This is a genomic window from Methanoculleus thermophilus, assembly GCF_001571405.1.
GTDB classification, from domain to species: domain Archaea; phylum Halobacteriota; class Methanomicrobia; order Methanomicrobiales; family Methanoculleaceae; genus Methanoculleus; species Methanoculleus thermophilus.
In genome coordinates, this window is sequence record NZ_BCNX01000008.1 from 155,559 (window position 1) to 181,555 (window position 25,997).

Sequence of the window (25,997 nt, forward strand, 5' to 3'; positions counted from 1 at the left end):
ACCACTTTTTCCCGTTCTATTGGGTCTTTTCCAGCCGCTCCATCACTTTAGCAGTGATCTTCTGGATCTTGGCGACCGATCTGCTGAATCCCGCGATCTCATCGTCTTCAAGACGGATCGCAACCGGGAAGACCCCTTCGCGGTTGATGCGAGCGGGAACACCAATGCAGACATCACCGATCCCGTGGATCTCGCTCTTGATGTAACTGGAGACGGTGAGGATCCTGTTCTCGTTTCCGAGAATCGTCCGGACAAGGGTTGCAATCGCTTCACCCGGTCCATAGACGGTAGCGCCCTTGTCTCTGATGATCGCTTCGCCGCTGGTCCTGACGGTCTCGATCATCTCCTGTGTGGGAAGTCCTGAGAACGTGGGCAGATTCTGGATCCGGATGCCGCCGATCGTCGTCGCCGACCAGAGCGGGACCATGCTCTTGCCGTGCTCGCCGATGATACGGGTATGCACCTCGCTGACGTGGACCCGGAAGTAGTGCGCGATGAGGGATTTTAAGCGCATCGAGTCGAGGTGCGTCCCGAGGCCGAAGACCTGCCTCGGCTCAAGCCCCGAATACTTCAGGGCAACGGCGGTCATGACGTCGACCGGGTTTGTGATGACAAAGAGAATAGCATCGGGCGATACCTGGCCGATGGTTCTGGCGGTCTCTGCGACAATCTTTGCGTTCTCGAAGGCGAGGTCGTTTCGGTCCTGGCCCGGCTTGCGGGGCACCCCTGCTGTACAGACAATAATATCCGAGTCTCTTGCATCGGCAAGGCTGGTGCTGTATGACAGCCGGACATCGGTGCCTCGTGCGGCGAACGAATCCGAGAGATCACGGCAGCAGCCTGCAAGAAAGTCTTCGCGCCCAGGTCTCCCGACAAGCAGCATATCGCTGACGTACGGGATCTCGGAGATAGTGTGGGCAGCAAACAAGCCGACGTTCCCTGTAGCCCCAAGAATCGTTACTTTTGCCATGAAGATCGCCGTTGGGGACACGTCCGCAGTCGACCGTGCGCGCAAACATGCACCACTGCACCCCTCCTCCACCCCGCAACCCCATGGGCGCCGAACGTCCACGGTAAGTCTGCTCCCTTCCGGGCCTGAACCGGTACCCGCGGCAAGAGGTCGCCGCCCCCTCCGGGGCTTTGATCCCTCTCCGTCGACCTCATAGGACGAGGTTTCTCCGTCGGGGCGCAGCGGATTCTGCAAGCCGCTGCGGCCTTCCTTGGACTTCGCCCCCCGCGTGACGACGGTTTCGGGTGACAGGTGACGCCGAGCCACCCGGGCTAGTCCCCGTATACAATGGGCTCTAAGGGATAAAAATAACTCCGCCCACGGAAGACTGCCAGGCCCGGGTGATCCGCGCGACCTTCCCGGCATCTCGCTTCTCGAAGAGGTCCAGAGCGGTAAGGTCGACTTCTGGCGGAAGAACGGTCGAAAGCAGCCTCAGATCTCCCTGATAGACCGCCGCCTCCTCTGTATCGGCGATCAGGATGGGATCGCGCGCGACCGGGTTGCGCCGGAGGTCGTCGTAGGACCGGTGCATCGTCACCTCCCCGATCTTGAGGAACTCGCGGTTCAGGTGGAGGTTGCAGGCGGTCCAGTAGGCGGCCGCGTACCAGGCGTCGTTGCAGATGACGCGCGGGACACCCATGCGTGCGGCGGCTAGCCCGAGGGTTCCGGCCCCCGAGCACGCGTCGACGAAGACCCGGGGCCGGTGCTCCCTGATCTGGCGTTCGAGGGAGAGGATCTTTTCGTCACGGTTCCGGGGGAACTCGATATGCAGGACCGATTGCTGCTTGTAGACGGCGATCGGTCCTGCCCGCGTCGGAAAGATATCGGCCCGGACGTCGCAGCCCGCAAGCAGGGTATGGGTCGTGGGCGCCGCGTCGGTATCGTTGATCCCCGGTGTCCCTGGGCCTGCTTTGACGACACCCTTAACCTCCGGGACCGTATCGATCAGGCGTGCTGCCGCCCGCTCTCCTATTGCCCTGGAGAGAAGGACGAGCGATCGCGGCGGGAGATAGGGAGGCCTCCGCATGGCGTAGCCGGGATGGACGAGCGGTGTCCCGACGGCGGCGAGGGGTTCGGTCCCGGCAAGATCCCCTTCATCGACCATCACCCGGTAGATCTCGGCAAAGACCTCGTCGATGAACCGTTTCCCGCAGGTGGGACAGGGTTCTGCCGGATCGATACCGGGCGGCGGGCTTTGTTTGTCGTAGACGAGCCCCATGCAGTCCGGGCAGGGGGCGAAGCGTTCCGGCAGATCGGCAAGGAGTTTGCGGGCCTCGGTGAGGCAGTCGTGCCCGCAGACGGGACAGTGCATACACGATTCTGTTGGGGCCCGCAGCATATAGGTGTATCACGCGGCCCGCGGCACGACCACGAGCCCCTCCCTGAGCCAGCCCCAGGCATCCCGAAGACGCCCCTCAGGGAAGTAACGGACATCGACGTCGACGAAACCGACGAAGAGACTCGGTAATCGATTCATCCATTCCCGCCACCGTTCCCCGCCGACGACGGCGATCCGATCGACACTCTTGAGCCCCGGCCACTGCCTGAAGGCGTCCCAGCCCTCCCCCGGTCTCCAGCTGCGGAAACCCTCGATCTTAAAGAGAATCCGGACGTTGTCGTGGTCTTCCATTGCTCGTGTAAGTTCAGGTATCAGGATGGTGGCGTAATCACTCTCACTCATTTTTCCATCGAACCGGAACCCGATCACACGTCCTGAACTCTCTCTCATCCGGTCAAGCATGGGTCCTCCTATAACTTCCAGAGAGAAAAAACCTCTGCCGGATAGGGGTGTCGTTCCGGCAAGGAACACTGATATATCCCTATACGAGTATTCCTCTGGTAGCGCCCGGTTCCGGCAGGGAGACAGTGGCACGATGGGACCTGAGTTCTTACTTGCGGTCATCCTGGTCATCAATGTCGTATTCGCCGTCATCATCGTCTTTTACGAGCGGAGAAACCCGATAGCGGCGGTGGCCTGGCTGATGGCCCTCTTCCTCATTCCTCCGATAGGGTTCGTCCTCTATCTCTTCTTCGGCCAGAACTACACCCGGCGGAGGATCTGTGCTATGATGGAGGGAAGAGACCTCCTCCGGGATCTCCTCCTTGCGCAGGAGCGCACGTTTTCCGATCCCCGTCACCGGTTCACCAGACCAGAGGCAGACGAGTTTCGCGAGACGATCCTTCTCCTCCTTCGCAACGACCGGGCGTGCCTGACCGAGAAGAACCACCTCGATCTCTACACCCGCGGCGAGGATATGTTCGAGGCGCTCTTTGCTGCAATCAGGGGGGCGCGCCACCACATTCACCTGGAATACTTCATCGTCAACAACGACGACCTCGGTCGGTCGGTCATCCGTGCCCTCGCAGAGAAGGCCCGGGAAGGCGTCGAGGTCCGCCTCCTCATCGACGCTATGGGGGTCCGGGCCGGGGGAGGGTCCCGGGCCGCGTTCTCGGAGCTTACGGAGGCCGGCGGGAAGATCGGTGTCTTCCTTCCGGCGATCTACCGGTTCAACTACCGCAACCATCGAAAGATTGTCGTCGTCGACGGGACGCTCGGCTTCATCGGCGGGTTCAACATCGGGGACGAGTATCTCGGAAGAGGGCCGCTCGGCACCTGGCGCGACGCGGCCGTCCGGATCGTGGGAGATGCCGTCAGGATGCTCCAGTACCGGTTCCTCCTCGACTGGAACTACACAACCGGTGAGCGCCTAGAGCCCGGACCTCTTTACTTCCCTGACCCGGGATCCTCCACCGGCACGACCCCCGTTCAGATCGTCTCCGGGTGCCCGGGCACCCGGTGGAATCCGATAAAAGAAGGCTACATCAAACTGATCAACTCCGCCCGGGAGTCGGTCTACATCCAGACGCCCTACTTCATACCGGACGAGAGCGTCATGGATGCCCTGCGGCTCGCCGCTCTCTCCGGGGTCGATGTCCGGATCATGATCCCCTGCAAACCCGACCACCCGTTCGTCTACTGGGCGACCCTCTCGTTCATCGGCGATCTCCTTGATTCCGGTGTCCGGGCCTACACATACGATGACGGGTTTTTGCATGCAAAGACGATCGTCGTCGATAGAAAAGCAGGGTCAATTGGGAGCGCGAACTGGGATATCCGGAGTTTCCAGTTGAACTTCGAGGCGAACGCCTTCTTTTATGACGCGAGGATAGGGGCCGAGTTTGCGCGGAGATTCGAAGAGGATCTCGTCATCTCCACCGAGATCACCCCGGAGCGCTACCGGGCGCGGTCCATCCGGGTCCGGATGAAAGAGTCGATATCCCGTCTTTTTTCGCCCCTCGGCTGAGAGCGTTCACCGGTTCAGTTGCTCCTCGACAAACTTCCGGATCCGGGGGATACTCTGCTCCCAGCGCGCCTGAAGAATCGGGACGGTGTAGATGATGTGGTGCGGGAGGACTGCAGTCCCCATCACGGCTTTCTCGACGAGCGGCCGCTCACGGCCGATGACGACCGTCTCCCTCTTACGGATGGCATCGAGAAGTTCGTCCACCGTCTCCGCCTCGGCACAGGTGACGACCCCGCCGAGCTCGTGGAGGAGGTGGCCGTCGGTCCCGCCGGTCCGCCCGAGGTCGTGGGCGAGAGCGAGCCGGGCGGCCTTCAGGTTATGGGAACGGGCCATCCCGCCGCAGATCACCTCAAGAGCGTCGAGGCGGGAGAAGACCTCCTCTCCGATGCACCTGCCTGCGACGCACCGCTCGACCCCGCGGTTCAAGAAGGCGTAGCCGCAGGGGTGCGCCTCGACGGCGATGCAGGAGTAATCCTCCCGGCGATCGAGGATATCGGGGGTGTCGAGGCGTATGGCGGTGAACGGACCGTTCCTCCGGTTCTTCTCGATGTGGCGCCGGTAGAAGTCTAAAAGATCGGCGACTGAGTAGAAGTAGAAGAGGAGGTGCGGACCATCGTTCGCGCTGACCTCGATCCCCGGGACGAGGGGGACCCGGATCCCCTGCCTCCTTGCCTCGACGACACCGCTTGCCTGGTTGTGGTCGGTGATCGCAAGCCCGATCCCCTGCCGGGCCGCGAGTTTCAGCGCGTCCCGGACGCGGGTGGGTGAGTCGGAATGCCGCGTATGGAAGTGGAGGTCTACAGGGAGAAGCCCAAGGCGCCGGATCTCTTCTGGTTGGGGTTTTTGGAATATAATATCTTTATAATAGTGCATGGGATCGCTGTTCTGTCGATCATCGGTTGGTCGCCCGGGATGAAAAAGAATTGCCTGATCTCTGAAATCGGCTAAACGGCTTCTATTCCGCCTCCAGGGTGATAGGTTCCCGCAGCCAGTCGATGGCGGCGTCAAGGTGGTCGTTTGTGAAGTAGCGGACATCGATTCCGGTAAAACCGACAAAGAGCCCGGGCAGGTGGTTCATCCATTCCTCCCACTTCTCCCCGCCGACGATCGCGATCCGGTCGACTATCCTCATCCCCGGCCAGTCCTTGAGGGCCTCCCAGTACCCGTGTGCCCTCCAGCCGTGAAAATCAACGATCTGGAAGAGTATCCGGAGCGTCGGATGGTCTTTTCGTGCCTTCTCAAGCGCCGGGATCAGCGTCCCGGTATAGTCGGTCTCCGTCATCTCACCGTCGAACCGGAACCCGACGATGCCTCCCGCACCCGTCTCCATCCGTTCAAGCATGGCGCTCCCTCTCCGGGCTGCATCAGAAAAAGGTTCCGGTTCTCACCCGGCCTGCCCCTCCCCCGGGGTCACCATCCTGCCTGTGATCTCCTCTTTCGAGTACCGGGAGAGGTAGCGGTTCCCGGCAAGCGCGACGACGATCGACCCGATGAGGACGAAGATCATATCGAGCATGGTATCATCGAGGCCGTGCTGGAGGTTTGTCCCTAGGATTGTATCGAAGGTCCACTCGTAGATCTCCCAGAACCCCTCCATCGCCATCGCGGCTATGATGATGAACCCGACGATCATCCACCTCGAGAGGTTGAGCCGGCTGAACCGGTCGAGGAGGAGGACAATGACGAAGGCAAGCACCGAGACGGTTATACCGGAGACGAGGTGGGCGATCTTGTCGTAGTAGGGGTAGTAGATATCGTAGAACCCCCGGATCTCGCCGGCGATATGGAAGTAGAGTGAGAGGGCGATAAGAAGGTTGACCTCCCAGGGGAGCGTGAGGCTCAACCGGCGGGTGAGGACGGTCGGGACGAGTGTCAGGCCGAGCGCGACAACACCGGTAAAGACCTGCGAGTATTCACCGAGCGAGAGCGCAAGGAGGACGTTTCCGGCGATGAGGAACTGGAAAAGGTAGGCGAGGTAGAGACCGAGGGGTCTCTTCATAAAGGAGTATTGGGCAGCGGTCCGTAAACACCTTCTGCTCTATTATCACTCCCTGACCCGGATCTCGATCTCCGAGAGTTTTTCGTAGATCCGGCGCCTCTCCATCTTGCGTCGGTAGTCGTAGAGGAAATACTCGTAGGTATCCCAGACGGTCACCCAGATCAGGATGGTGGTAAGGCCGGTGAGCATGGTCAAGGGGGCGTCAGTGAGGTACATGGCAGCGAAGCCGGCAATCACCAGGGCGACCGGCACGGTGAATAGGGCAACGGTGATGCTGGTCCATCCTTCCCGGCGAGAGACCCGCATATCGTTGTCGGGATCGGCCAGCCGGAATGAGAAGTGCCGCCGGATCGCCTCAGGAAGGAGTTTGGCCTCCCCCGGGGAGAGCGACCCCCGCGGAAGGCCTATGGTGATGGCGGCGATCTTTTTGACGTTGTACCCGTTGAGGTAACTTACGATGTACTCTTCGGCGAACTCAGTGATCTCCCGCGTGGGGAGGGGAGACGGGTCATCCGGGTCGAGAAGTTGATCCAGCGATTTGAATCGGAATTCGATCTCGAGTGCCCCGTCCTGTTCGGTCTCTGTGACCCTGACTTCCCGCATTTTCTGTGTTTTCCTCCGGATTTGTATTACGGTGCGATGAAGATCTGTCCCGGGATATCTGGCGCCATCAGTAGAAAAGTGTGGGGTGTTGACGCTCACGCGGCAGGTGGCGGAACTTCCATTTTTGCCGGTGTGCCGGCGCCGAAAGCTTCGCGGAGGTTCGCCTCCTCCTTCTCCGAGAGTGACGTCCGGATGACGTGTCCGCCGTACTCCTTGATGGCGTCGACCACCTTGTCCGGCGTCATCTTCTTGACGAGCAGAAAGACCGCGGAGTTGCCCGGCCTGACGCTCTCGGCGACTTCTTTGATGAATTTATCGTCGATGCCGTAGTCGGAGAACCGCCCGGCGAGCGCCCCGGCGATCGCGCCGATGGCAAGCCCGAAGATCGGGGCAAAGAAGATCAGACCGATGAGAAGCCCCCAGAATGCCCCCGAGAGTGCTCCCATACCGGCAAGGTTCGTAGCCTGCTTGATCTCGGTCTTGCCGTCCCGGTGGTGGACGACGACCACCAGGTCCTCCAGTTCGATGATGTGCTCCTTTGAGAGATCGGCAAGCCGGTCTCTGACACGGAACGCGGTATCCTCGCCCTCGTAGGCGATGGCTATCAGGTCACTCATACCATTCTCCCCTGCATGAGGCGCATCCGGGATACGATGGAGTGTATATAAGACCTGCGGTACCCGGCCCTTACTCCCCTTTCCCGGCGCTCATCAACTCCCCGATCCACCGTGTCTCCTCCCAGCTGTCGAGGAAGAGTTTCACCGCGATCGTCAGGGGTATGGCGAGGAAGACCCCGACTGTTCCGAGGATGAGCCCCCAGAAGACGACGGAGAAGAGGACGACGAACGGCGAGAGGTTGAGTTCCTGTCCGGCCATCCGGGGGAGGACGAGATTCTCGGCGGCGGCGTCGATGAGGGCGATGGCGATGATGACGGCGAGAGCTCCAACCGGCCCGAACTCGATAAAGGCGAGGAGGGTCGGAGGGATTGCGGCTACGACGAGACCGATGTAGGGGACATAACTCAGAACGAAGGCGATGAATCCCCAGAGGATCGCGAAGTCGATCCCGAGGAGGGCGAGGAAGATCCCGGTCCCTGCTCCGGTGATCAGGTTCACTTTCGTCCTGACCACCACGTAGTCGATGAGGAGCCTGCCCGACTGCGAGAGGTGCTGGTAGAGGGCACTCTCCGCCCCGAGATGCCGCTTGAGGGTGGCCGAGAGTCGGGGGGCTTCAATGAGCAGGAACCCGATCCCGACAAAGACCAGGAAGGCGTCGACGGCGAGACCCCCGATCTGCTGGGCAATCCCGGCAATCTGCTGAATGACGAACCCCTGGTCGATGTAATCCCATACCGTGAAGTTGCCAAGATCGATGCCGTAGCCGGCGAGGGCGGCAGCCTGGGCTTCAAGGGCCGCCTGGTAGCGCGGCAGGGAGCGGACGAACCCGGTGAGGGCCACGCCGAGGAAGGCGATGACCCCGGCAAAGATCCCGATGAGCCCTGCGACGACTATTACGGCGGCAAGGATTTGCGGCACTCCCCGTCGGGTCAGCCACGCCATGACGGGTGCGGTGATCATCGCAAAGAAGACGGCAACGAGGAGCGGGCCGAGGATCGGCGTTGCCGCTCTCGCCCCCGCGAGCACGATGACGACTGCGGCCCCTATGATCGCGATCCGGGCAGGGGGGGAGAGGTTCTCGCCGATGATCTTCACAAGGACGATATGGGTCTTCCCAAAAGAAAGAGTTTTCCGGGCGAGTTTTTAATCTCCGGCCTCCGCTGCCCGGATCGCCCCCTGGAGCGACTCCCAGATGACCGGGGTTGCAAGGAAGATGTTTTTCCGGCCGATGGTCCCGGCTGCTCCGCTCTCTTCGAGGCCCGCAAGGAGCCGGGGTTCGACCTCGGCGAGGATGAACCGACCGTTGTGGGCCCTGACCTTCCGGGCGTAACGCTCAAGCATCCGGAAGAGGCCGATCCCGGCCTCGCTCCTCCCCCGGAGGGCGAGGATGACGACGGCGCTCTCCGACCCCTCGGGGGACGGGAGCGAGCGCTCGATCGCCCGGAGGGTGGCGAAGTAGACGCTGCCGGAGATCGAGAGGATGGTGGTCGTGCCGGAGGGAAGTCGGTCGGGCACCGGTTCCACCCGGAAGATCCACTCGTCGACCGGCACGAGGTGGACAACGCTTGCCTCCCGGGTGGAGGTGACGAGGTAGATGACGAGCGAGAGGAGGACGCCGATGTAGATGCTGTACTGGAGCGGGAGGATCTGGGTGGAGGTGAAGGTGGCGACCATCCCCCAGCGTCCCGGGCGGGAGTACTTCCAGATGCAGGCGATCTCGCGGGGCTGGTAGATGAGTTCTATCCCGATGAGGATCAGGATGCCTGCAAGCGCCGGGAGGGGGATCAGTTCCGCGAGCGGCCCGGCGACGAGGATGATCACCCCGACGATGACGCCCGAGATGAGGTTTGCCGCCCGGGTCTTGGCTCCCGCAGCGACGTTTAGGGCCGTTGCGGAGAGGGAGCCGCTTGATGGTGCGCATTGAAAGAAACTGGCAAGGATGTTCGTCGCCCCCTGACCAAGGAAGTCCCGGTTCACGTCGGCGACGGTCCCGTCGGGCTCGGGGGTCGTCTCCGTGACCCCGACGGCCATCACGAGCCCGATGATGGCAAGCGCAAGCGCCGGGATCAGGAGTCCGGGCGCGAGGGCAAGATCGGGGATGACTGGGGCAGGGAGGCCGGCGGGGATCGAGGCGATGCTCCCCACGATTGCAACCTCCGGGAATGCGATCCGGGCGATGAGGGTCGCGATGATGACGGGGAGGAGGAGGGCGACGGAGCGGAGGCGCTTCAGTTGCCGGAAGCCGAGGGCGAGGGCGATGGTGAGGAGCCCGACGGCGAGCGCCTCGGGCTGGAGCTCGTCCGCGTGGAGGAGAAGATCGGGTACGGCAAGGATCTGGATCGCCTCCCGCGGGAGCTGGTAGCCGGTGAGGTTTCCAAGCTGCGCGAGGACGATGAGGAGGGCCGCCCCCGCAACAAACCCGGTGAGGACGGAGTTTGATATGAACCGGGTCAGGCTGCCCGCCTTGATGAGCCCGAACCCGAGCTGGAAGGTCCCGACGAGGAGCGTCAGGACAAAGAGGGTGGCCGGGACGTCGGCCTCCGGGACCGGGGCGAGGACCGAGTAGATCGAGACCGCAAGGACGTTTGAGAGCATCACCCGAAGGTAGGTGGAGCCGGTGAGAAACGCCCCGAACGCCGTCGAGAAGATCGCGGTGTAGAGGCCGTAAACCGGGTTGATCCCGGCGACGAGCGCAAACCCCATCACCTGGGGGATGCCGACGAGGGCGGTGGTCGTCCCGGCGACGATGTCGGCGGGGAGGCTCTTTTTCCAGTTCGTCTCGCCACCCGGCATACATGAGGAGGGAACGAACCGCGGGATATAGGTTGTCCCTGCCGGGGTAACCGTCCGGAGGTCCCCGGACAGAATATCTGGTAAATGGCTTGTGGTCTAACTGGTTATGACGTCGCCGTGGGTTGGCGAAGTTGTACCGCTAGACCATACTAGACCATTATTAAGGGGTAGGTGAAGGTCGATGGATAGAGGATGCTTGATGAGATTCGGGGTCGGGTGCAGCCGCCAGCGCGAGAAGGGATGTCCCGAGGATGAGGACGACTCCACCGACTGGTCACCCTGAGCGGAGATGAGGGCGCCCGCTCTGCCATTTTTCTTTAAAATTCGAGTGGGCCCGGAGGGATTCGAACCCACGACCGCTCGGTTATGAGCCGAGCGCTCTAACCGGACTAAGCTACGGGCCCCAAACGAGCGCCAAGACCCGCGGACTTGGAGATTGGCGCAAGTTACTGCCGATCCCGGGATCCGCACGGATCACGGTGCACATAAACATCTCCTTTGAACGTTATATATTATGCGCACCAATCCCCGCCTGTCTCGCGCTCCTTTTCTCTTACACCTCCCGTGCCGCCGGGTCGGCCGTCCGGATGACCGAGAGCACCTCCTGCACTTTCCCATCCATGAGATCCCTCGTCTCCGCTTCAAGGTTCAGCCGCACCACCGGCTCGGTGTGCGAGGGGCGGATGTTGAACCACCACGTCGGGTAGCCGATGGTCAGGCCGTCGAGGTGATCGAGGTCGGCGTCCCGGTAGCGTGCCTCGAGCACCGCGAGCACCGCCGAAGGATCGCGCACCGCAAGGTTGATCTCCCCGGTCGAGGGATAGCGCTCCAGCGGCCGGATGAGCTCGGAGAGGGTCTGACCGCTTGCTGCGAGGATGTTTGCGACGAGGACCATCGTTAGAAGTCCGTTGTCGGCGTAGCCCATATCCCGGTAGTAGTAGTGGCCCGAGAGTTCGCCGGCGAATATGGCCTTCTCCTCCCGCATCAGGGCCTTGATGAAGGCGTGGCCCACCCTCGAGCGGACGGCCCGGCCCCCGGCCATCTCGATCGCCTCGACGACCGCCCTGCTCGACCGGAGATCGTAGAGGATCGTCGCCCCTGGGTTCTCTCCAAGCAGGTAGTCGGCGATCAGCGCCGTCACCAGGTCCTCCCGGACGCGTTCGCCCCGCTCGTCGATGAATCCGCACCGGTCGCCGTCGCCGTCGAACGCGACTCCGAAGTCCGCACCCTCGGCGACGACCCGTTCTTGAAGTTCTTGAGTGGTCTTGGGGTCGAGCGGGTTTGCGTGGTGGTGGGGGAACCGCCCGTCGGGCTCGAGGTAGAGAGGGATGAGCCGCCAGGCCGGGACCCGCTCAAAGAGCCGGGGCACCTCCGGCCCAACCATCCCGTTCCCGGCGTCCGCCACGATCGTGAGGGGCCCGGGGCTCCGGACGAATCCGGCCACCTTTCCGATGTAGTCGTCGAGCATATCGGTCCTGCGGCACGATCCGGCGGCGCGGACGACCGGCTCCTCATCGGTCAGGGTCTCGAGGAGCGGCAGGTCCCGGTCGCCGGAGAGCGGGACGGCGTCTTCGCGGGCGAGTTTGAATCCGTTCATCTCCCCGGGGAGGTGCGAGGCCGTCACCATCACCCCGCCGTCGAACTTCCCCGCGGCGATGGCGTAGTTGAGGAGCGGGGTGCTCACCATCCCGATATCGGTGACCTCCGCTCCGGCCTCGACCGCACCCTCGATGAACGCCCGGGCAAGCGCCGGGGACGAGAGGCGCATATCCCGCCCGACGACGATCTGCTCCGCCGCAAGGAGACGGATGAAGGCGTTTCCGATCCTCTTTGCCGTCACCTCGTCGAGTTCGTCCGGGTAGCGCCCCCGGATATCGTAGGCCCGAAAGATCTCTGCCATCTCACGTCTCCCCCCGAAGCGGTGAGATCGCCCGCAGGCGCTCAATCACCCCCGGGAGGACCGAGAGAACGTAATCGATATCGTCGTCGGTATTCCGGGAGCCGAGGGTGAGCCGGAGCGAGCCGTGCGCCTCCTCGTGCGGAAGACCGCAGGCCGTAAGGACATGCGAGGGCTCAAGCGATGCCGAGGTGCAGGCGCTCCCCGTCGAGGCGGCGATCCCGAGCGCATCGAGCATAAGGAGGATCGATTCGCCCTCGACGTAGCGGAAGGCGACGTTCACGTTGTTCGGGAGCCGCTCGGTAGGGTGGCCGTTTAAGCGGGTATCCGGGATGGTCTCCAGGATCTTGCGGATCAGCCTATCCCGCATCGCGGCGAGCCTGGGGGACTTCTCCGGCATCTCGGCGACGGCCAGTTCAATCGCCCGCCCAAGCCCGACAATCCCGGGAACGTTCTCCGTCCCGGCCCGTTTTCCCCGCTCCTGCGCCCCGCCGTCGATAAACGTCCCGATCCGGGTCCTCTTTCTGATGTAGAGCGCTCCCACCCCTTTCGGCCCGCCGAACTTGTGGGCCGAGAGTGCAAGCAGATCGGCCCCCATATCGTCCACGCTCACCGGTATCGCCCCGATCGCCTGGACGGCGTCGGTGTGGAATGGAATATCATGGTCGTGAGCGACTTTCGCGATCTCTGCGACCGGTTCGATCGTCCCGATCTCGTTGTTTGCGGTCATTATCGATATGAGGATGGTCTGATCCGTGATCGCCTCCTCGACCGTAGCCGGGTCCACCCGGCCGAACTCGTCCACGGGGAGGTAGGTGACCCGGTAGCCCTGCTTCTCGAGGCTCTCGCAGGTGTGGATGACGGCGTGGTGCTCGATCGAGGATGTGATGATATGATCGCCCTTCTTCCTGTTTGCCGCCGCCACCCCCTTGATTGCCCAGTTGTCGGCCTCGGTTCCCCCGGAGGTGAAGAAGATCTCTTCGGGGCTTGCACCGATCGCCGCAGCCACCTTCCTCCGTGCCTCCTCCACCGCCTCTTTCGCCTCCCGGGCGAGGGTGTAGAGCGAGGAGGGATTCCCGAACCGCTCCGAGAAATAGGGGAGCATCGCCCGGGCGACCTCCGGACGCGTCGGGGTCGTCGCCGCATGGTCCATGTAGACCGATCGTTTCTCTTCCATCCTGGTCACTTCGCCGGCATCGGCTGGAACCCGCGCATCGTCTCCGCCATCTCCCGGAGCCGCCGGTCCACGAGGTAGTTCACCGTCCCTTCCTCATACGTCCCGTCTTCCCGGCGGGTACCCGCCGGAACCCCGGTGAGGATCTCGATCCCCTCGTCGATCGTCCGGACAGGGTAGATACGGAACTTCCCGGCCTTTGCGGCCTCGACGATCTCCTCTTTCAGCATCAGGTTCTGGACGTTGCTTGCCGGGATCAGGACTCCCTGGTTTCCGTTGAGCCCTTTTGCCTTGCAGACCTCATAGAATCCCTCCAGTTTCTCGTTGACGCCGCCGATTGCCTGGACCTCTCCCTTCTGGTTCACGGAACCCGTGACAGCGAGGTACTGCTTTATGGGGAGACCCGAGAGCGCCGAGAGGAGGGCGTAGAGTTCGGTGCTCGAGGCGGAGTCGCCCTCAATCCCCTCGTAACTCTGCTCAAAGACGAGCCGGGCCGAGAGAGAGAGGGGTTTGTCGTGTGCGTATTTGTTGTTGAGGTAACCGTTGATGATGAGGACCCCTTTGGTATGGATCGGCCCTCCAAGCGCCGCTTCCCGCTCGATATCCACGATACCCTCTCGGCCGACCCCGACGCTCGCGGTCACCTTCGACGGCCGGCCGAAGGCAAAGTCCCCTAGCCCGATCACCGATAGACCGTTCACCTGGCCGACCTTCTCTCCCTCGGTATCGATGAGGAAGATCTCGCGCTCGATGGCCTCCTCGATCTTCTTCTGGATCAGGTTCGAGCGGTAGACCTTCTCCTCGATCGCCTTCATGATATGCTGCTTCTGGATCAGGTCCGACCCGTCGCTTGCGGCATAGAAGTTCGCCTCCCGGATGAGATCCGCGATCGCAGCGAAATGGGTGGAGAGTTTCTTTTTATCCGCGGCAAGACGCGAGCCGTGCTCGATCACCCTCGCGATCGCCTCCCGATCGAGGTGCCGGAGGTTCTCCTCCCGGACGAGGTTGCACATAAAGTCGGCATACTTTCTCGCGTTCTCGTCGTTTCGGTCCATCACGGTATCGAAGTCGGCTTTGACCTTGAAGAGCTCCTTGAAGTCCGGGTCCAGTTGATAGAGGAGATGGTAGAGCATCGGGGTCCCGATCAGGGCCACCTTGATATCAAGGGGTATCGCCTCGGGCTTGATGGTCTTTGCCGTGATGAACCCCATCCGCTCGCCCGGCTCCTCGATGACGATCTTCCCGGTCTTTAAGGCCGTCTTGAGCCCGTCCCAGGAGAAGGGGGCTCGAAGGAGGTCTTCGACATTGAGGACGAGGTAGCCGCCGTTGGCTTTATGCAACGATCCCGGCCGGATCATCGTGAAGTCGGTTGTGAAGATTCCAAACTGCACCTCCCTCTCGATCTTTCCAAGAAGGTTCTGGAAGGTCGGGTTCTCCTCGACGATCACCGGCGCCCCTTTGGCCTCGGCGTTGTCGACGACGACGTTCACCTCGTACTTCCGGAACGGAAGCTCCCGGATGAAGGCCTGGAACTGGGGCGGGATCCCGGGCTGCTCAGGCATGCCGAGGAAGGTCTGGAGATTCTCGAGTATGTCGTTCTGAACGGCGTCGATGTACTCGGGGATCTCAGGAACGTCGGCATACTTCTCTTTTAATTCGGCAACGAGGTTCCCGATCGCGTAGAGCGCGATGTCGTGGTTTAATCCCTTGACCGCCTCCATACCCTGCCGCTCAAGGTCCTGGACCTGCCGCAAAGTGTTCCGGAGTTCCGTGTTCAGGGCGTCCCGCCGCCGCTGGATCTCTGCCCGCACGTCCTCGGGGAGCGTGATCACCTCCTCTTCGGGTGTCGGCCGGCCGTCGATGACCGGGATGGTCAAAAGACCGATGGGGCTCATCTGGATGACAAACCCGGCTTCCTGGGCGCGCTGATTGATCCTGGCAATGAGATCGGTCCTCCTGTCCTGGAGCGACTGGAGAGTCTTATCCCGCCGCTCGGTATACGCTTCGCTCTGGAATGCCCGGGGAAGCGCCTGCCGGACCTCCTCGATGAATCGTTTCATGTCGTCCCGAAACTCTGTCCCCCTCCCTGCCGGAAGGGAGATGGCGTTGGGCTCGTACTGGTTCTCAAAGTTATGCACGTAGACCCAGTCGTTTGCTCTCGACTTGGCCTTCGCGAGCTGGTCAAGGAAACTCCGCACAGCGCTCATCCGCCCGGTCCCTTGGGCGCCTGCAGCGTAGACGTTGAACCCCCGCTCCCGGATCTCAAGACCGAACCGCAACGCCCGGAGTGCTCGCTCCTGACCGATGATCTCTTCGAGCGGGCGCATCTCTCCGGTACTTGCGCACTCAAGGTTATCCGGTCTGTAGATGCTCCGGTATTCTCCGATATCTAGAGGCTGAATCATTCATCTCACCAAGTTCCTGCAACCATACCGCAGGATGTCGCCGGTCTTAAAAAAGATTCCCCGACCCGGCATGAGATGGCACGATGGTTGGTTTCACTCTCTCGCTCATGGAGTCAACCGGATCATTGCCGGCGGGATGGGCCTGCGGGCCGCTTCGTTCTTCTAGGAGAACGGCGCGGAGTGTGGCGGGGACTATCCGGCCTCCTTTTCTGCACCGCTAACGTTCAGCCTTCTGGCCGGGGGACTATGCTGATCGAGCCCTACGTTCTCCTGCAGAAACGGCGTTTGAGCGCCGGGGAATCAGGACTTTTGGAAAAAAGAGTTTTCTCGGTTTAGAACCGGGGTTTTCTGTGCTTGGGGAGGCAGTCCTGGCAGTAGACGGGCCTGCCTTCGGTCGGCTTGAAGGGTACTTCGCACTCCTTCCCGCAGTCAGAACAGATGGTCTTTGTCATTTCACGGGGGCCGCCGAAGTTTCTCGGACCACCGAAATTTCTGTTTCCTCTATTATAATCCATTGGATTGCTCATGCAGATAGTAACACTGCCTGTAAGGATACGGGTGTATGCTATATAAGGTACTCCATCGATCCGGAAACAACTATGCCTTCCGCTCTGGATCCAGTTCTCCCCGGCAGGATGCCCCAAGGTTTATGGATCTACGAACGAGTCTCTCCCCGGTGATTGATGATGAACGGATCCCAACTGAAGTATCGCGTTGAGGTTCTTGGCGACCGCGGCGGTATCGAGCGCTACGGCCCTTTCAACGAGCAGAGAGCCCGGGAGTTCTTCGAGGTCGAGGAGAGCCTCGGCGGGACCGCCAGGATCGTCCGGCTGGAGGAGGATGGACTCAGGGAGACGTGGCGGGTCGTCACGGAGTGCGGCGACTGGGGCGGCGTGCCGAGAGCGGAAGCGCCGCCGTCGCAATGAATCGGGAAAGAACGTTTACTCACGCGGCTTCAATCCGGCGGCCGCAAAGACCGCATCTCTTCCTGCGCGCTCCATCATCTCGCCAAGCCGCTCTCCTGGCAGTGCTCTCTCCCGGTAACTTTCAAGAACCTTTCCTACAATCCCGAGCACCTCTTCTTCGGCGATCAACCCGTCCGCCTCGATCCCGGTCTGAAGGACCCTTCCCGACCTCCCGCCGAGGAAGAAGCGCACCCCCTCTTTCTGGACCCCAATAGCATCCATGGGGCAGATCGTTATGCAATCGCCGCATCCAACGCAGGCTTCTTCGGAGTAGTGGGCCTCGCCGTCGACGACCCGGACGGCTCCTTCGCGACAGGTCTTCTCGCACGCGCCGCAACCGTTGCACTCCCCGACGCCGTACTCTGGGAACCGCAGGCCCATGATCCCGATGTCGTTTAATTGAACTCTCGCGCAGTTGTTTGGGCATCCGGTGACGGCGATCTTGAGTTTCCAGGGGAGTTCGTATCCTCCGTAGCGCTCCTCGATCGCCCGGGCGAGCCCCTGCGTGTCGCAGCACCCGTGCCTGCAGGTCGTACCCTTGCAGGCGACGACCGACCGGAGGGCAGCCCCGGTGCTCCCCGGCTCTATCCCCGCCTCCCGGAGCCTTTCTGCAACCGCTTGGGCGTCCCGTCGGTCGATGTTTGGGAACTCCACGTTGAGCCGCGTCGTCAGCCCGATCGTCCCGTCACCGAACTCCTCCGCGATCCGTGCCAGTGCCGCCATCTGCGGCGCGGTCATCAAGCCGGCGAGGATCTTTCCGCGGACTGCGACTTTCCCCTTTTCCCGGAGTCTGATAACCCCCTGAAACTTCTTCCTGTCGGCCATATTCTAACTGTACGTATCGCGAGATCTCTGGTTAAACCATCCTGTGGAAAGTGGACACAAAGCGCATATACCCTCGCGCCCGATAACGGGGCGTGGACCTTCTAACCCAGGTATGCAACGTCCTGCTCTGGGCCGGGCTCATCAAACTTCTCCAGATGACCCTCTGGCCCAGCCTCCGCCAAACACTTGGCGACTACGCCTATCCGGCGGCATACCCGGCCTCCCTCCTCCTCTTTGCCCTTGCGACCTGGTACTGCGGCTTCTTCCGCATCCCGGTTGTCCTCGCCCTCCTTCTCTTCATTCTCCTCGGGATCTGGGGCATCCGGCGGGGGGACTACTGGATCCCCGGGATCCGGGGCAATCTTACCTGGGACGCGGTCTTCCTCGTCGGGTTTCTCTTCGCGCTTGCCGTCCGGTTCACGAATCCGCCCATCAACTACTTCAGCGAACAGTACATGAACCACGCCTTCATCGCGAGCATCATCCGTGAACCGGTCGTGCCGCCGCTCGATCCCTGGTTTGCGGGAGGAGATCTCACCGTCTACTACTACCTCGGCCACTGGCTGATGGGCACTCTTTCGATCGCCACCGGCATTCCATCGGAGGTGGCTTTCAACCTCGTCCCGGCCACGGTCTACGGGACGGCGTTCGTCGTCCTCTACGCCCTCGGCCGCCTCCTCCTCGATCGCTACCGATGGCTCCCCCTCGCGGTCCTCCTCATCGTCCCGCCGTCGGTTCTCTGGTCGCTCGCCGCGGGCGCCGATATCTACCAGGCCTTCCAGGAGACCAACTGGATCATTCATGGTGCCCGGGTCGAGTTTCCGGTCTTCTCACTCATCCTCGGGAACGTCCACGCCTTCGAGATGGCTCTCTTCAACGAGGTCTTCCTCATCTTCCTCCTCGGGTTTGCATGGTGCCGGTGGGGTGGGCTCGATCTCCGGGGGCGGGGGGCGCTCGCCCTCCTCCTTGCCCTCTCCATCGGCTCGATGCCGCTCCTCTCCTCCTGGGATGCTCTCGTCTACGCACCCCTAGTCGCGATCTTTCTCCTCGTGCTCGCTCTCCGTGAGCGGGACCGCTCCACACTCATGGCCGCCCTCTTCGTCCCCGCGTTCGCTCTTGCCCTCTACCTCCCCTACTACTTCCACCTCGAGCCTGCGGGTATCGGCGGGATCGGCACCGGGTTTCCCCCCACCGACCCGCTCGCGTTTCTCGCGGTCTGGGGCGGGTTTCTCGCTCTCACCTACGTCGCCGTCGCCCGGGATATACGCCGCTCCCCCTTCCTGCTCGCCGTCGCCGCACCGGCCCTCATCAGCGGCTACGTGGCTCTCGCGGTCATCCTCGTGCCGCTCGTCTATCTTCTCGTCCGGCGGGAGCGCTCGTTTGCCGACCTCCTCTGCATCGCCGGCCTTGCGGTCCTCGGCTTCTGCGAGGTCGTCTATCTTCAGGAGATGCTCGGGGGCGACTACAGCCGGTTCAATACAATCTTCAAGTTCTACTTCGATGCCTGGATTTTGCTCGGGACCGGCACCATTCTTGCTGCCGCCGGCTGGCTTTCCGGGCGGCGGCCGATCCCGGTATCCCGGTGGCTTGCACTCGCCGCCTCCGCTGCCCTCATCCTCGCACCGGTTGCCCTCAACATCGAGATCGGCCGGGGGCTCCTCGGGATCGAGTACCCTCCGGCGGGCTACCACACGCTCGATGGGCTTGCCTACCTTGATGCCACGCGACCCGCGGAGGCCGCGGCGATCGATTTCCTGCGGACGCTCGACGGTGACCACCGGATTGTCGAGGCGGAGAACGGCGATTATGGCTATTACTCCCGGATATCGTCTCTTACCGGTATCCCGACGATTCTCGGCCAGAGGAGTCACGAACTGACCTGGCGGGGGAACGGCCCCTGGTATACAGAGCGCCCGGCGGACATCCGGGCGATCTACGAGGACCCAGAGCGTTCTCTCGCGCTCATGGAGAAGTACAACGCGACCCTCCTCTACGTCGGCGAGCCCGAGCGCGAGCGCTACGACGTCCGACTCCCAGACCAGGGACTCACTCTGATCTATGATGAGGGTGGGGTTCGGATCTATGAGCGGGTTGGATAACCTTTATCGATACCTCTCCATAGGGAGGGGCCATGACACGAGCAGTCGTAGTCATGGTATCCGTGCTCGTCCTCATCGCTCTGGCAGGCGTTGCCGGGGCGCAGGTGAGCCCGGATAATGAGACCAACATGACGCAGACACCCGCTCCCGGGATCCCGGGCGGGAACTTGACGAACGCAGGATCGCCCTATGCAGCGGTGTTTGAGAACAATACATCCGTCACCCGACTTATTGAGGATGAACCGCTCAACGTGAGTCTCGAACCGATTGCCGAGGGTTTTGTCGCCCCGGTGATGCTCACGCACGCCGGCGATGATTCGGGCAGGCTCTTTGTCGTCGACCAGATCGGGACGGTCTCGATCATCTATCCTAACGGCACACGCGCCGAGGAGCCGTTCCTGGACGTTCGAGATCGTCTGGTCGACCTCGATCCGTCGTTTGATGAGCGCGGTCTCCTCTCGATAGCCTTCCACCCCGAATTCCGGGAGAACGGGAGGGTCTTTGCATTCTACAGCGCACCCCTCCGCGAGGGGGCGCCCGAGGGCTGGAACTGCACGAACCGTCTCGTGGAGTTCCAGGTCGATCCCGAGAACCCCGACCGGGTCGACATGACCTCGGAGAAGATCCTGATGGAGATCGACAAACCGCAGTTCAACCACAACGGCGGGAGCATCGGCTTTAGCCCCCGTGACGGCTACCTCTACGTCCCGCTTGGCGACGGTGGGGCAGGAGACGATAACGGGACCGGCCACACGCCAGTGATCGGGAACGCTCAGGATCTCACAAAGATCTACGGCAAGATGCTCCGGATCGACGTTGACAACGTCACCGCCACGAACGCAACACCGCCGGAGAACGCTACCTGGACGACGGCGGCCGGCACCCTCTACGGCATCCCGGCGGACAACCCGTTCGTCGCAAACACGAGCATCCCACCCGAGATCTACGCCTACGGTCTCAGGAACCCCGCTTACCTCCGGTTTGACGCCGAGGGCAACGCCTACGTGGCCGACGCCGGTCAGGAACTCTTTGAGGAGGTTGATATCGTCACGAGGGGCGGAAACTACGGATGGCGCATCATGGAGGGAACCCACTGCTTCGACCCGGAGAACCCCAGGGTCCCACCGGCAACCTGCCCGACGAACGGCTCCTCCGGCGATCCCCTGATCGGCCCCATCATCGAGGGCGGACATGACCTGGGTGTCGTCTTCGTCGGCGGCGGCATCTACAACGGCACGACGCTCCCGGACCTTGCGGGACGCTACATCCTCGGCTACTGGAGCAACAACTTCGCCACCGGGAATGCAACCCTCCTCGCCGCAACCCCACCTGAGGGCTGGGACCCGTCGGCCGTTCCCGACTCCGCCGAGAACCTCACGCCCGAGAACATCGCAATGTGGAGGCTAGAGAGGCTCAACGTGAACGGGACGCCTGCCGGGACCGTAGAGGCCTTCCTCCTCGGGTTCGGTGTGGACGAGTCCTCGGAGATCTACGTGCTCACGACCGACGATGGGGGACCGGATGCATCCAACATGACCGGGAGGGTCTGGAAGCTCGCCCCGGCGAACGTGACGGCGACCCCGACCGCAACACCGACTACAGCACCGCCCCCGCCCCCTGCCGCCGGGGGTGGCGAGAGTGTGACGGTCGATATCGCGGCTGAGAACATCGAGTTCGATACGGAGACGATCACGGTCCCTGCGGGCGCAGAGGTGACGATGAACTTCGATAACCGGGATAGTGCCCCTCACAACGTCGCGATCTACACAGACTCCTCGGCGATGACACCGATCTACATCGGCGAGATCATCACCGGCCCGGGCCAGGTGACTTACACCTTCACGGCGCCGTCGGAGCCCGGAACCTACTTCTTCCGGTGCGATGTGCACCCCTCGATGAACGGGGAGTTCATCGTGGAGTAGGGGGAGACACACCCTCCCTCTTTTCGAACTTGATACACTGGAGCAACCTTTATCGTTCTCGATCGCACCGTCTGGCCCATGGCACGACCGACCATAGTCATGGAAACGACCGCCGTGGTGGTGGGCGCATGACCCCGCAGGCGACAATCGATATCGCGGCCGAGAACTTTGCCTTCAATAAAAAGAGGATCACCGTCCCCGCGGGTGCAGAAGTGACGATAAACTTCGATAACCGGGACGAAGGCATCCCGCACAACGTTGCAGTCTACACGGACTCTTCCGCGGCCACCGCGATCTCTATAGGGGAGATCATCACCGGACCGGCGCGGGCGACCTATACGTTCACAGCGCCCGCAAAGCCCGGAACCTACTTCTTCCGGTGCGACGTCCATCCCTCGATGAACGGGGAGTTCATCGTGGAGTAGGGGGATAACCCCTGTTTTTAAAGAACGGCGCCGGCGATGATCGCTATGGCGTAGACGAGCAGTGATGCATGCATGAGCGGCAGCGCCCGAATCGCCGCGCCCGGGCTCTTTTCCCGGAGGACGATGTAGTTTGCGGCCCCTAGAAGGATGAGCCCTGCAGAAAACCCGGCGATGGTGATCGGCCCGAGTGCGAGACCAAAGACGAGCGCTATCGCGGCGTGGACGGCCGAGAAGCCGAGCGTCCAGGCGACTGCTCCCTTCATGCCGTAGAGGACCGGTATCGTCGCCATCCCCCGTGCACGGTCGTTTCTGATATCGGCGATATCGTTTGCTGCAAGGTGGGCGAGCGTCCAGGGATAGAAGAAGAGGAAGTAGAGGAGGGCGGTCGCGTCCGGGCTCCCGTGCACCAGGTAGCCGGCGACCGGGAAGAGGGCAAAGTCCGTCCGCCCGATTACCTGGGCTATCGGCAGGGTCTGGCTGCGCTTTTTGGTCTGGTAGAAGTACTCGACCAGATACGAGTACCCCATGATCGCGAGGACGTAGAGGCTGTGCGGTGCAGGCAGCGTCACGGCGAGCGCGGTTGCGCTTGCCGCGAGGGCTATGAAGACCGCAAAGGCCGCCCGGGCCGAGATCCGCCCTTCTGCTATCGGCCGTCCTCTCACCGGGCGCCAGTAGCGGGTGAGCGACCCTTCGACCTCCCGGCGGTCGTACTCTTCATCAACGTAGTCGTTCAGAACGAGCCCGGCGAGAAACCCAGAGAGCCCGATGAGAGCGGCCCGGGCGATGAGTTCCCACGAGAACCCGCCGTAGTTCTCAAACGCAAGCATGAGCCCCGAACAGAAGAGCAGCGGCCAGACGAAGAAGAAGTGAATCCGGGTCAGGTCGGCGAGCGCCGCGAGGGTCTCTTTCATGCTGTATGCCATCTCTTCCGTATCCTCGTTCAAAAACGTTCCAGGTCACGCATCAGATTTAAATTCGCTGTCGGCAAAATCCACAATCATGAAGACATACCGCTGCTCGATATGCGGGCATATCTATAACCCCTCGACCGGTGATGCGGATATTCCGCCGGGAACCGCGTTTGAAAACCTCTCTGACGACTGGCGCTGCCCGGTCTGCCTTGCCGAGAAGAGCAAGTTTTCCCCGTTCGACTCGCCGCTCGCGAGGCTCGGGCTCTGAACTCAAGTCCAGCCGGGGCAGGACCCTGCTCCCCACATTTCTCTCCAGCCTGGAGTTGCCCAAACTATATATAATCCCGGGGTCATCCGTGCCTCCCCTCACAGGGGGAGGTCGAAGAGATGCAGAAGCGCTGGCTAGTTCTTGCGGCAGTACTCGCGGCCTGCTGCATTGGGGCAGTCTCCGCCCAGGAAGCCGTGGGGATGAATGCAACCGAGAACGCCTCGATCCAGGTGACGGATCAGATGATCGAGGGCGATGCGGTCGTAGGGAACGTCACGATCCGCGAGGTCGTGAGCAACGGGACCGGATGGCTCGTTATTCACAACAATCTCTTCGGGCATCCCGGCGGGGTCATCGGCTATACGCCGGTCGAGCCCGGGATGAATGAGAATGTCACGGTCACCATCCACACCTTCGTCGCCACCGATGCCCTCTTTGCCGTCCTGCACCATGACGCTGGTGAGGCGGGCGTCTTTGAATACCCCGTCCCCGACGTCGAGCAGAGGGCGGAGGGCGAGATCGTGATCGTGCCCTTCAACGTCACGGCGGAGAATGCCACCCTGCTCAACCTGACGGAACTCTCTTCCGGCGGCAGGACCTGATAAACTTAAAACTCCTTTTTCCAGACCAGCCGTAGAGATCCTTTTGTCGTTTCATCTTATCCCGATTTATATAGAATCATCAAGCAGATCTACCCTGTCATGGAGCACAAAAAACACCCCGCGACCGCCGGAGAGATCCGGCCGGTGCTCGAGGGATATAAATCGAATTTCCTGAAAAATATCCCTAAACTGGAGGGATTATCGGCATGATCCTCCTTGAGGCCGCGATCGCGATCTATCTTACTATAAACGCCGCCGCGTTCCTTGCATACTACAGCGACAAACGATCGGCGAGACGCTCGGCCTGGAGGACTCCGGAGAAGACGCTCCTTGTCATGGCGCTGCTCGGGCCGTTTGGCGCTCTTTTCGCGATGCGGCTTTTCCGGCACAAGACGCAGAAAGGGAAGTTCCGGCTTGTCCCGCTCTTTCTCTGCCTGCATATCGTGCTTGCCGTCGCGTTTGTCCTGACGCTCACGTAACCGGGATATGGAAGGGATGCCGGACCTCAAAATCGGCGATTAACTCAAAGGCAAAGTTAAAAGAGTTCTCTGTATCATCAGATGGTATGGCATACGAGTACGGGTCGCCATCCCGCCCGATCCGGGAGATCCTCACAGTGCTCCGGGATGATCTTGCCCGCACGTATCGGGCGGAGTACCTTCCCGCCCACCGGCGATCGCCCCGGAAAAGTCGAAGGCTCCGGCGGATCCGGGGATGGAGCCGGCACCTCTCCCGTCTGGTTGCAGATATCGACCGGGTGATGGATGTGGTTCTCCCCCGGATCGAGCGCGAGACCGGGCATACCTTCCGGGACCACGACGGGATCGTCCGCGTCCTTATGAGCCCCTCCACAGAACGGCTGTTTCTCGGGATCCTGGGCGATATTCCGGAAGACGCGCTCAACGTCCCGGCACGAGACCTTGCAATACTTGCGCACTCCCTCAAGGACGCACGAGCCCTCGCCATCATCGGCGACGTCACCCTGCAGTTGAAGGTCATGCACGGTGAGCACCCGATGAAGTTTGCCTCTCTCGCCGACCGGTGGGGACTGCATGAGAACCGGATCGGTCTTTCCAGCCATTACCGTCCGACGGGTGAGACCCTGATGCAGGAGAAAGAGGCCCTTGCGCGGGCCACTCTCGGCCTCATATACATCGAAGGAGGCGCCGATGCGTTGAGGGCGGCGGTACCGCTTCTTTCCTGATCCTCACGGCAGGTTGCCGTCCCCGCTGCACTCGCGCTGCCGCTCCTCGCTCATATCGATCAGGATCTCAAAGATCCGCCGGACGGAGATCGGGTCGATCCGGCTCTCGACGGCGTAGGTGAAGACCCGGTCGAGGACTACCTTCCGCTGTGGTCCGTCGTGAATGGGAAGGCCGTTCTCCTGCTTGATCCTGGCAATCTCTGCTGCAAGTCTCTGCCGTTCCGCAATCAGATCGATGATCTTCTCATCGACCTCGCGAATCTCATTCCTGACGGCATCAAGGGACATACTCCATGATTGGCCGCAGGCGGGGAATAAACCTGCGGGTTGACTTGAGAGAGCAGAAAAATATTATCGTCTTGGGATAAACCTGGTACCGAATGCTGGAACGAATACCGCTACGCGAGCGTCGGGACCTCCTGATCGCGTGGCTTGCCATATCGGTCGCCTTCACCCTGATCTATATCCGGGGCGGAGTGAGCCCGATCGGGCTCCTCTTCTTCTTCGTGATGTCTCTCGTCACGGTAGGGGTCGCCTTTGTCCTCCACGAACTCGCGCACAAGTTCGCCGCCATGCGTTACGGCTACTGGGCCGAGTTCAAGAAGGACAACCAGATGCTCCTCGTCGCCGTGGTGATGGCGGCGCTCGTCGGGATCGTCTTTGCGGCGCCGGGGGCGACGTATGTCTACGGGAACGCGACACGAAACGAGAACGGAAGGATATCGGCGGCAGGCCCGGTCACGAATCTCCTCCTCTGCATACCCTTCGCGGCGCTGATGCTCTTCGGCGGCGGCGGACTTCTCGGTACCGTGGGTCTCGTCGGGCTCCGGGTGAACGCCATGATCGCGACCTTCAATATGCTCCCGATCAGCGTTCTTGATGGCCGCAAGATCCTTGCCTGGAACCCGGTCATCTTTGCGGTGCTCATCATCGCCTCCCTCGGCATCCTCTTCTGGTCCCTCCTCTGAGGGTC

General features: G+C 61.8%; 27 protein-coding genes, 1 tRNA gene and 1 other RNA gene. 10 read left to right on the forward strand and 19 right to left on the reverse strand.

The features are described from left to right. Positions 1-16 precede the first annotated feature (16 nt). From MCUTH_RS08510 to MCUTH_RS08525, 4 genes are all read right to left on the reverse strand, one after another. Complete coding sequence (locus MCUTH_RS08510) at positions 17-970, reverse strand: malate dehydrogenase (RefSeq protein WP_066958183.1); 954 nt, start codon at positions 968-970, stop codon at positions 17-19. An 11-nt stretch (positions 971-981) separates the two neighbouring features. After that, positions 982-1,292: signal recognition particle sRNA (ffs, locus tag MCUTH_RS08515), an RNA gene on the reverse strand. A 12-nt stretch (positions 1,293-1,304) separates the two neighbouring features. Next, entirely contained in the window at positions 1,305-2,321 is a 1,017-nt protein-coding gene (locus tag MCUTH_RS08520) for a hypothetical protein (RefSeq protein ID WP_066958058.1), read from the reverse strand. A 36-nt stretch (positions 2,322-2,357) separates the two neighbouring features. Then, on the reverse strand, positions 2,358-2,750 hold the full coding sequence (locus MCUTH_RS08525) for a SpoIIAA family protein (protein ID WP_066958060.1): 393 nt from the start codon (positions 2,748-2,750) through the stop codon (positions 2,358-2,360). Between the two features lie 133 nt (positions 2,751-2,883). On the opposite strand from MCUTH_RS08525, the gene cls reads away from it, so the two are divergent. Beyond that, positions 2,884-4,314 carry a cardiolipin synthase gene (gene cls, locus MCUTH_RS08530; RefSeq protein ID WP_066958062.1) on the forward strand — a complete coding sequence of 477 codons (1,431 nt, stop codon included), beginning with the start codon at positions 2,884-2,886 and terminating at the stop codon, positions 4,312-4,314. 6 nt (positions 4,315-4,320) lie between these two features. Here the strand turns inward: cls and MCUTH_RS08535 are convergent, their stop codons facing one another. From MCUTH_RS08535 to MCUTH_RS08590, 12 genes are all read right to left on the reverse strand, one after another. Next, positions 4,321-5,187, reverse strand: a complete 867-nt coding sequence (locus MCUTH_RS08535; protein ID WP_066958064.1) for a PHP domain-containing protein — start codon at positions 5,185-5,187, stop codon at positions 4,321-4,323. Positions 5,188-5,269: 82 nt separating this feature from the next. After that, positions 5,270-5,656, reverse strand: a complete 387-nt coding sequence (locus tag MCUTH_RS08540; RefSeq protein WP_066958066.1) for a SpoIIAA family protein — start codon at positions 5,654-5,656, stop codon at positions 5,270-5,272. Positions 5,657-5,698: 42 nt separating this feature from the next. Continuing rightward, positions 5,699-6,313, reverse strand: a complete 615-nt coding sequence (locus MCUTH_RS08545) for a hypothetical protein (protein WP_066958068.1) — start codon at positions 6,311-6,313, stop codon at positions 5,699-5,701. Positions 6,314-6,358: 45 nt separating this feature from the next. Next, positions 6,359-6,916, reverse strand: a complete 558-nt coding sequence (locus MCUTH_RS08550) for a hypothetical protein (protein WP_066958071.1) — start codon at positions 6,914-6,916, stop codon at positions 6,359-6,361. Positions 6,917-7,011: 95 nt separating this feature from the next. Then, positions 7,012-7,533, reverse strand: coding sequence for a DUF1269 domain-containing protein (locus MCUTH_RS08555; protein WP_066958073.1), 522 nt, complete (start codon positions 7,531-7,533; stop codon positions 7,012-7,014). Between the two features lie 70 nt (positions 7,534-7,603). Further along, the gene (locus MCUTH_RS08560; RefSeq protein ID WP_066958075.1) at positions 7,604-8,629 is read right to left on the reverse strand and encodes an AI-2E family transporter; all 1,026 of its coding nucleotides are present in this window, start codon (positions 8,627-8,629) and stop codon (positions 7,604-7,606) included. A 48-nt stretch (positions 8,630-8,677) separates the two neighbouring features. Then, the gene (locus MCUTH_RS08565; RefSeq protein WP_066958077.1) at positions 8,678-10,327 is read right to left on the reverse strand and encodes a SulP family inorganic anion transporter; all 1,650 of its coding nucleotides are present in this window, start codon (positions 10,325-10,327) and stop codon (positions 8,678-8,680) included. 329 nt (positions 10,328-10,656) lie between these two features. Beyond that, a tRNA-Ile gene (locus tag MCUTH_RS08570) sits at positions 10,657-10,731 on the reverse strand. Between the two features lie 149 nt (positions 10,732-10,880). Continuing rightward, positions 10,881-12,227, reverse strand: a complete 1,347-nt coding sequence (locus tag MCUTH_RS08575) for a phosphomannomutase/phosphoglucomutase (RefSeq protein WP_066958078.1) — start codon at positions 12,225-12,227, stop codon at positions 10,881-10,883. Between the two features lies 1 nt (position 12,228). Next, positions 12,229-13,401, reverse strand: coding sequence for a cysteine desulfurase NifS (gene nifS / locus MCUTH_RS08580; protein WP_066958079.1), 1,173 nt, complete (start codon positions 13,399-13,401; stop codon positions 12,229-12,231). A 5-nt stretch (positions 13,402-13,406) separates the two neighbouring features. Continuing rightward, the gene (locus tag MCUTH_RS08585; RefSeq protein WP_066958081.1) at positions 13,407-15,803 is read right to left on the reverse strand and encodes a Lon protease family protein; all 2,397 of its coding nucleotides are present in this window, start codon (positions 15,801-15,803) and stop codon (positions 13,407-13,409) included. 332 nt (positions 15,804-16,135) lie between these two features. Next, the gene (locus MCUTH_RS08590) at positions 16,136-16,330 is read right to left on the reverse strand and encodes a CxxC-x17-CxxC domain-containing protein (RefSeq protein WP_054847721.1); all 195 of its coding nucleotides are present in this window, start codon (positions 16,328-16,330) and stop codon (positions 16,136-16,138) included. 156 nt (positions 16,331-16,486) lie between these two features. Between MCUTH_RS08590 and MCUTH_RS08595 the strand changes: the two genes are divergently transcribed. Further along, the gene (locus MCUTH_RS08595) at positions 16,487-16,729 is read left to right on the forward strand and encodes a hypothetical protein (RefSeq protein WP_224732785.1); all 243 of its coding nucleotides are present in this window, start codon (positions 16,487-16,489) and stop codon (positions 16,727-16,729) included. Positions 16,730-16,744: 15 nt separating this feature from the next. Here MCUTH_RS08595 and MCUTH_RS08600 read toward each other — a convergent pair whose 3' ends face one another. Further along, positions 16,745-17,593 (reverse strand): 4Fe-4S dicluster domain-containing protein, encoded by an 849-nt coding sequence (locus MCUTH_RS08600; RefSeq protein WP_066958083.1) that lies wholly within the window; start codon positions 17,591-17,593, stop codon positions 16,745-16,747. 92 nt (positions 17,594-17,685) lie between these two features. On the opposite strand from MCUTH_RS08600, the gene MCUTH_RS08605 reads away from it, so the two are divergent. The 3 genes from MCUTH_RS08605 to MCUTH_RS08615 all read left to right on the forward strand — a co-directional run bounded on the left by MCUTH_RS08605 (position 17,686) and on the right by MCUTH_RS08615 (position 22,039). Further along, positions 17,686-19,692 (forward strand): DUF2298 domain-containing protein, encoded by a 2,007-nt coding sequence (locus tag MCUTH_RS08605; RefSeq protein WP_066958085.1) that lies wholly within the window; start codon positions 17,686-17,688, stop codon positions 19,690-19,692. A 32-nt stretch (positions 19,693-19,724) separates the two neighbouring features. Beyond that, entirely contained in the window at positions 19,725-21,614 is a 1,890-nt protein-coding gene (locus tag MCUTH_RS08610) for a PQQ-dependent sugar dehydrogenase (protein WP_224732786.1), read from the forward strand. Positions 21,615-21,742: 128 nt separating this feature from the next. Continuing rightward, complete coding sequence (locus tag MCUTH_RS08615) at positions 21,743-22,039, forward strand: cupredoxin domain-containing protein (RefSeq protein WP_083524833.1); 297 nt, start codon at positions 21,743-21,745, stop codon at positions 22,037-22,039. A gap of 17 nt (positions 22,040-22,056) precedes the next feature. Here MCUTH_RS08615 and MCUTH_RS08620 read toward each other — a convergent pair whose 3' ends face one another. Continuing rightward, positions 22,057-22,983 (reverse strand): UbiA family prenyltransferase, encoded by a 927-nt coding sequence (locus MCUTH_RS08620; protein WP_224732787.1) that lies wholly within the window; start codon positions 22,981-22,983, stop codon positions 22,057-22,059. A gap of 55 nt (positions 22,984-23,038) precedes the next feature. On the opposite strand from MCUTH_RS08620, the gene MCUTH_RS08625 reads away from it, so the two are divergent. The 4 genes from MCUTH_RS08625 to MCUTH_RS08640 all read left to right on the forward strand — a co-directional run bounded on the left by MCUTH_RS08625 (position 23,039) and on the right by MCUTH_RS08640 (position 25,024). Continuing rightward, positions 23,039-23,218: a rubredoxin gene (locus MCUTH_RS08625; RefSeq protein ID WP_066958089.1), complete on the forward strand. Its 180-nt coding sequence runs from the start codon at positions 23,039-23,041 to the stop codon at positions 23,216-23,218. Between the two features lie 119 nt (positions 23,219-23,337). Then, positions 23,338-23,820, forward strand: a complete 483-nt coding sequence (locus MCUTH_RS08630; RefSeq protein WP_066958091.1) for a DUF7282 domain-containing protein — start codon at positions 23,338-23,340, stop codon at positions 23,818-23,820. A gap of 206 nt (positions 23,821-24,026) precedes the next feature. Continuing rightward, positions 24,027-24,299: a DUF1294 domain-containing protein gene (locus MCUTH_RS08635; RefSeq protein WP_066958093.1), complete on the forward strand. Its 273-nt coding sequence runs from the start codon at positions 24,027-24,029 to the stop codon at positions 24,297-24,299. Between the two features lie 86 nt (positions 24,300-24,385). Then, a complete protein-coding gene (locus tag MCUTH_RS08640) occupies positions 24,386-25,024 on the forward strand; it encodes a hypothetical protein (protein WP_066958095.1) in 639 nt (212 codons plus the stop codon). Between the two features lie 3 nt (positions 25,025-25,027). On the opposite strand, the gene MCUTH_RS08645 is transcribed toward MCUTH_RS08640, so the two are convergent. Next, complete coding sequence (locus tag MCUTH_RS08645) at positions 25,028-25,312, reverse strand: chorismate mutase (RefSeq protein WP_066958097.1); 285 nt, start codon at positions 25,310-25,312, stop codon at positions 25,028-25,030. Positions 25,313-25,404: 92 nt separating this feature from the next. Between MCUTH_RS08645 and MCUTH_RS08650 the strand changes: the two genes are divergently transcribed. Next, positions 25,405-25,992, forward strand: coding sequence for a site-2 protease family protein (locus tag MCUTH_RS08650; protein WP_066958099.1), 588 nt, complete (start codon positions 25,405-25,407; stop codon positions 25,990-25,992). Positions 25,993-25,997: the final 5 nt, after the last annotated feature.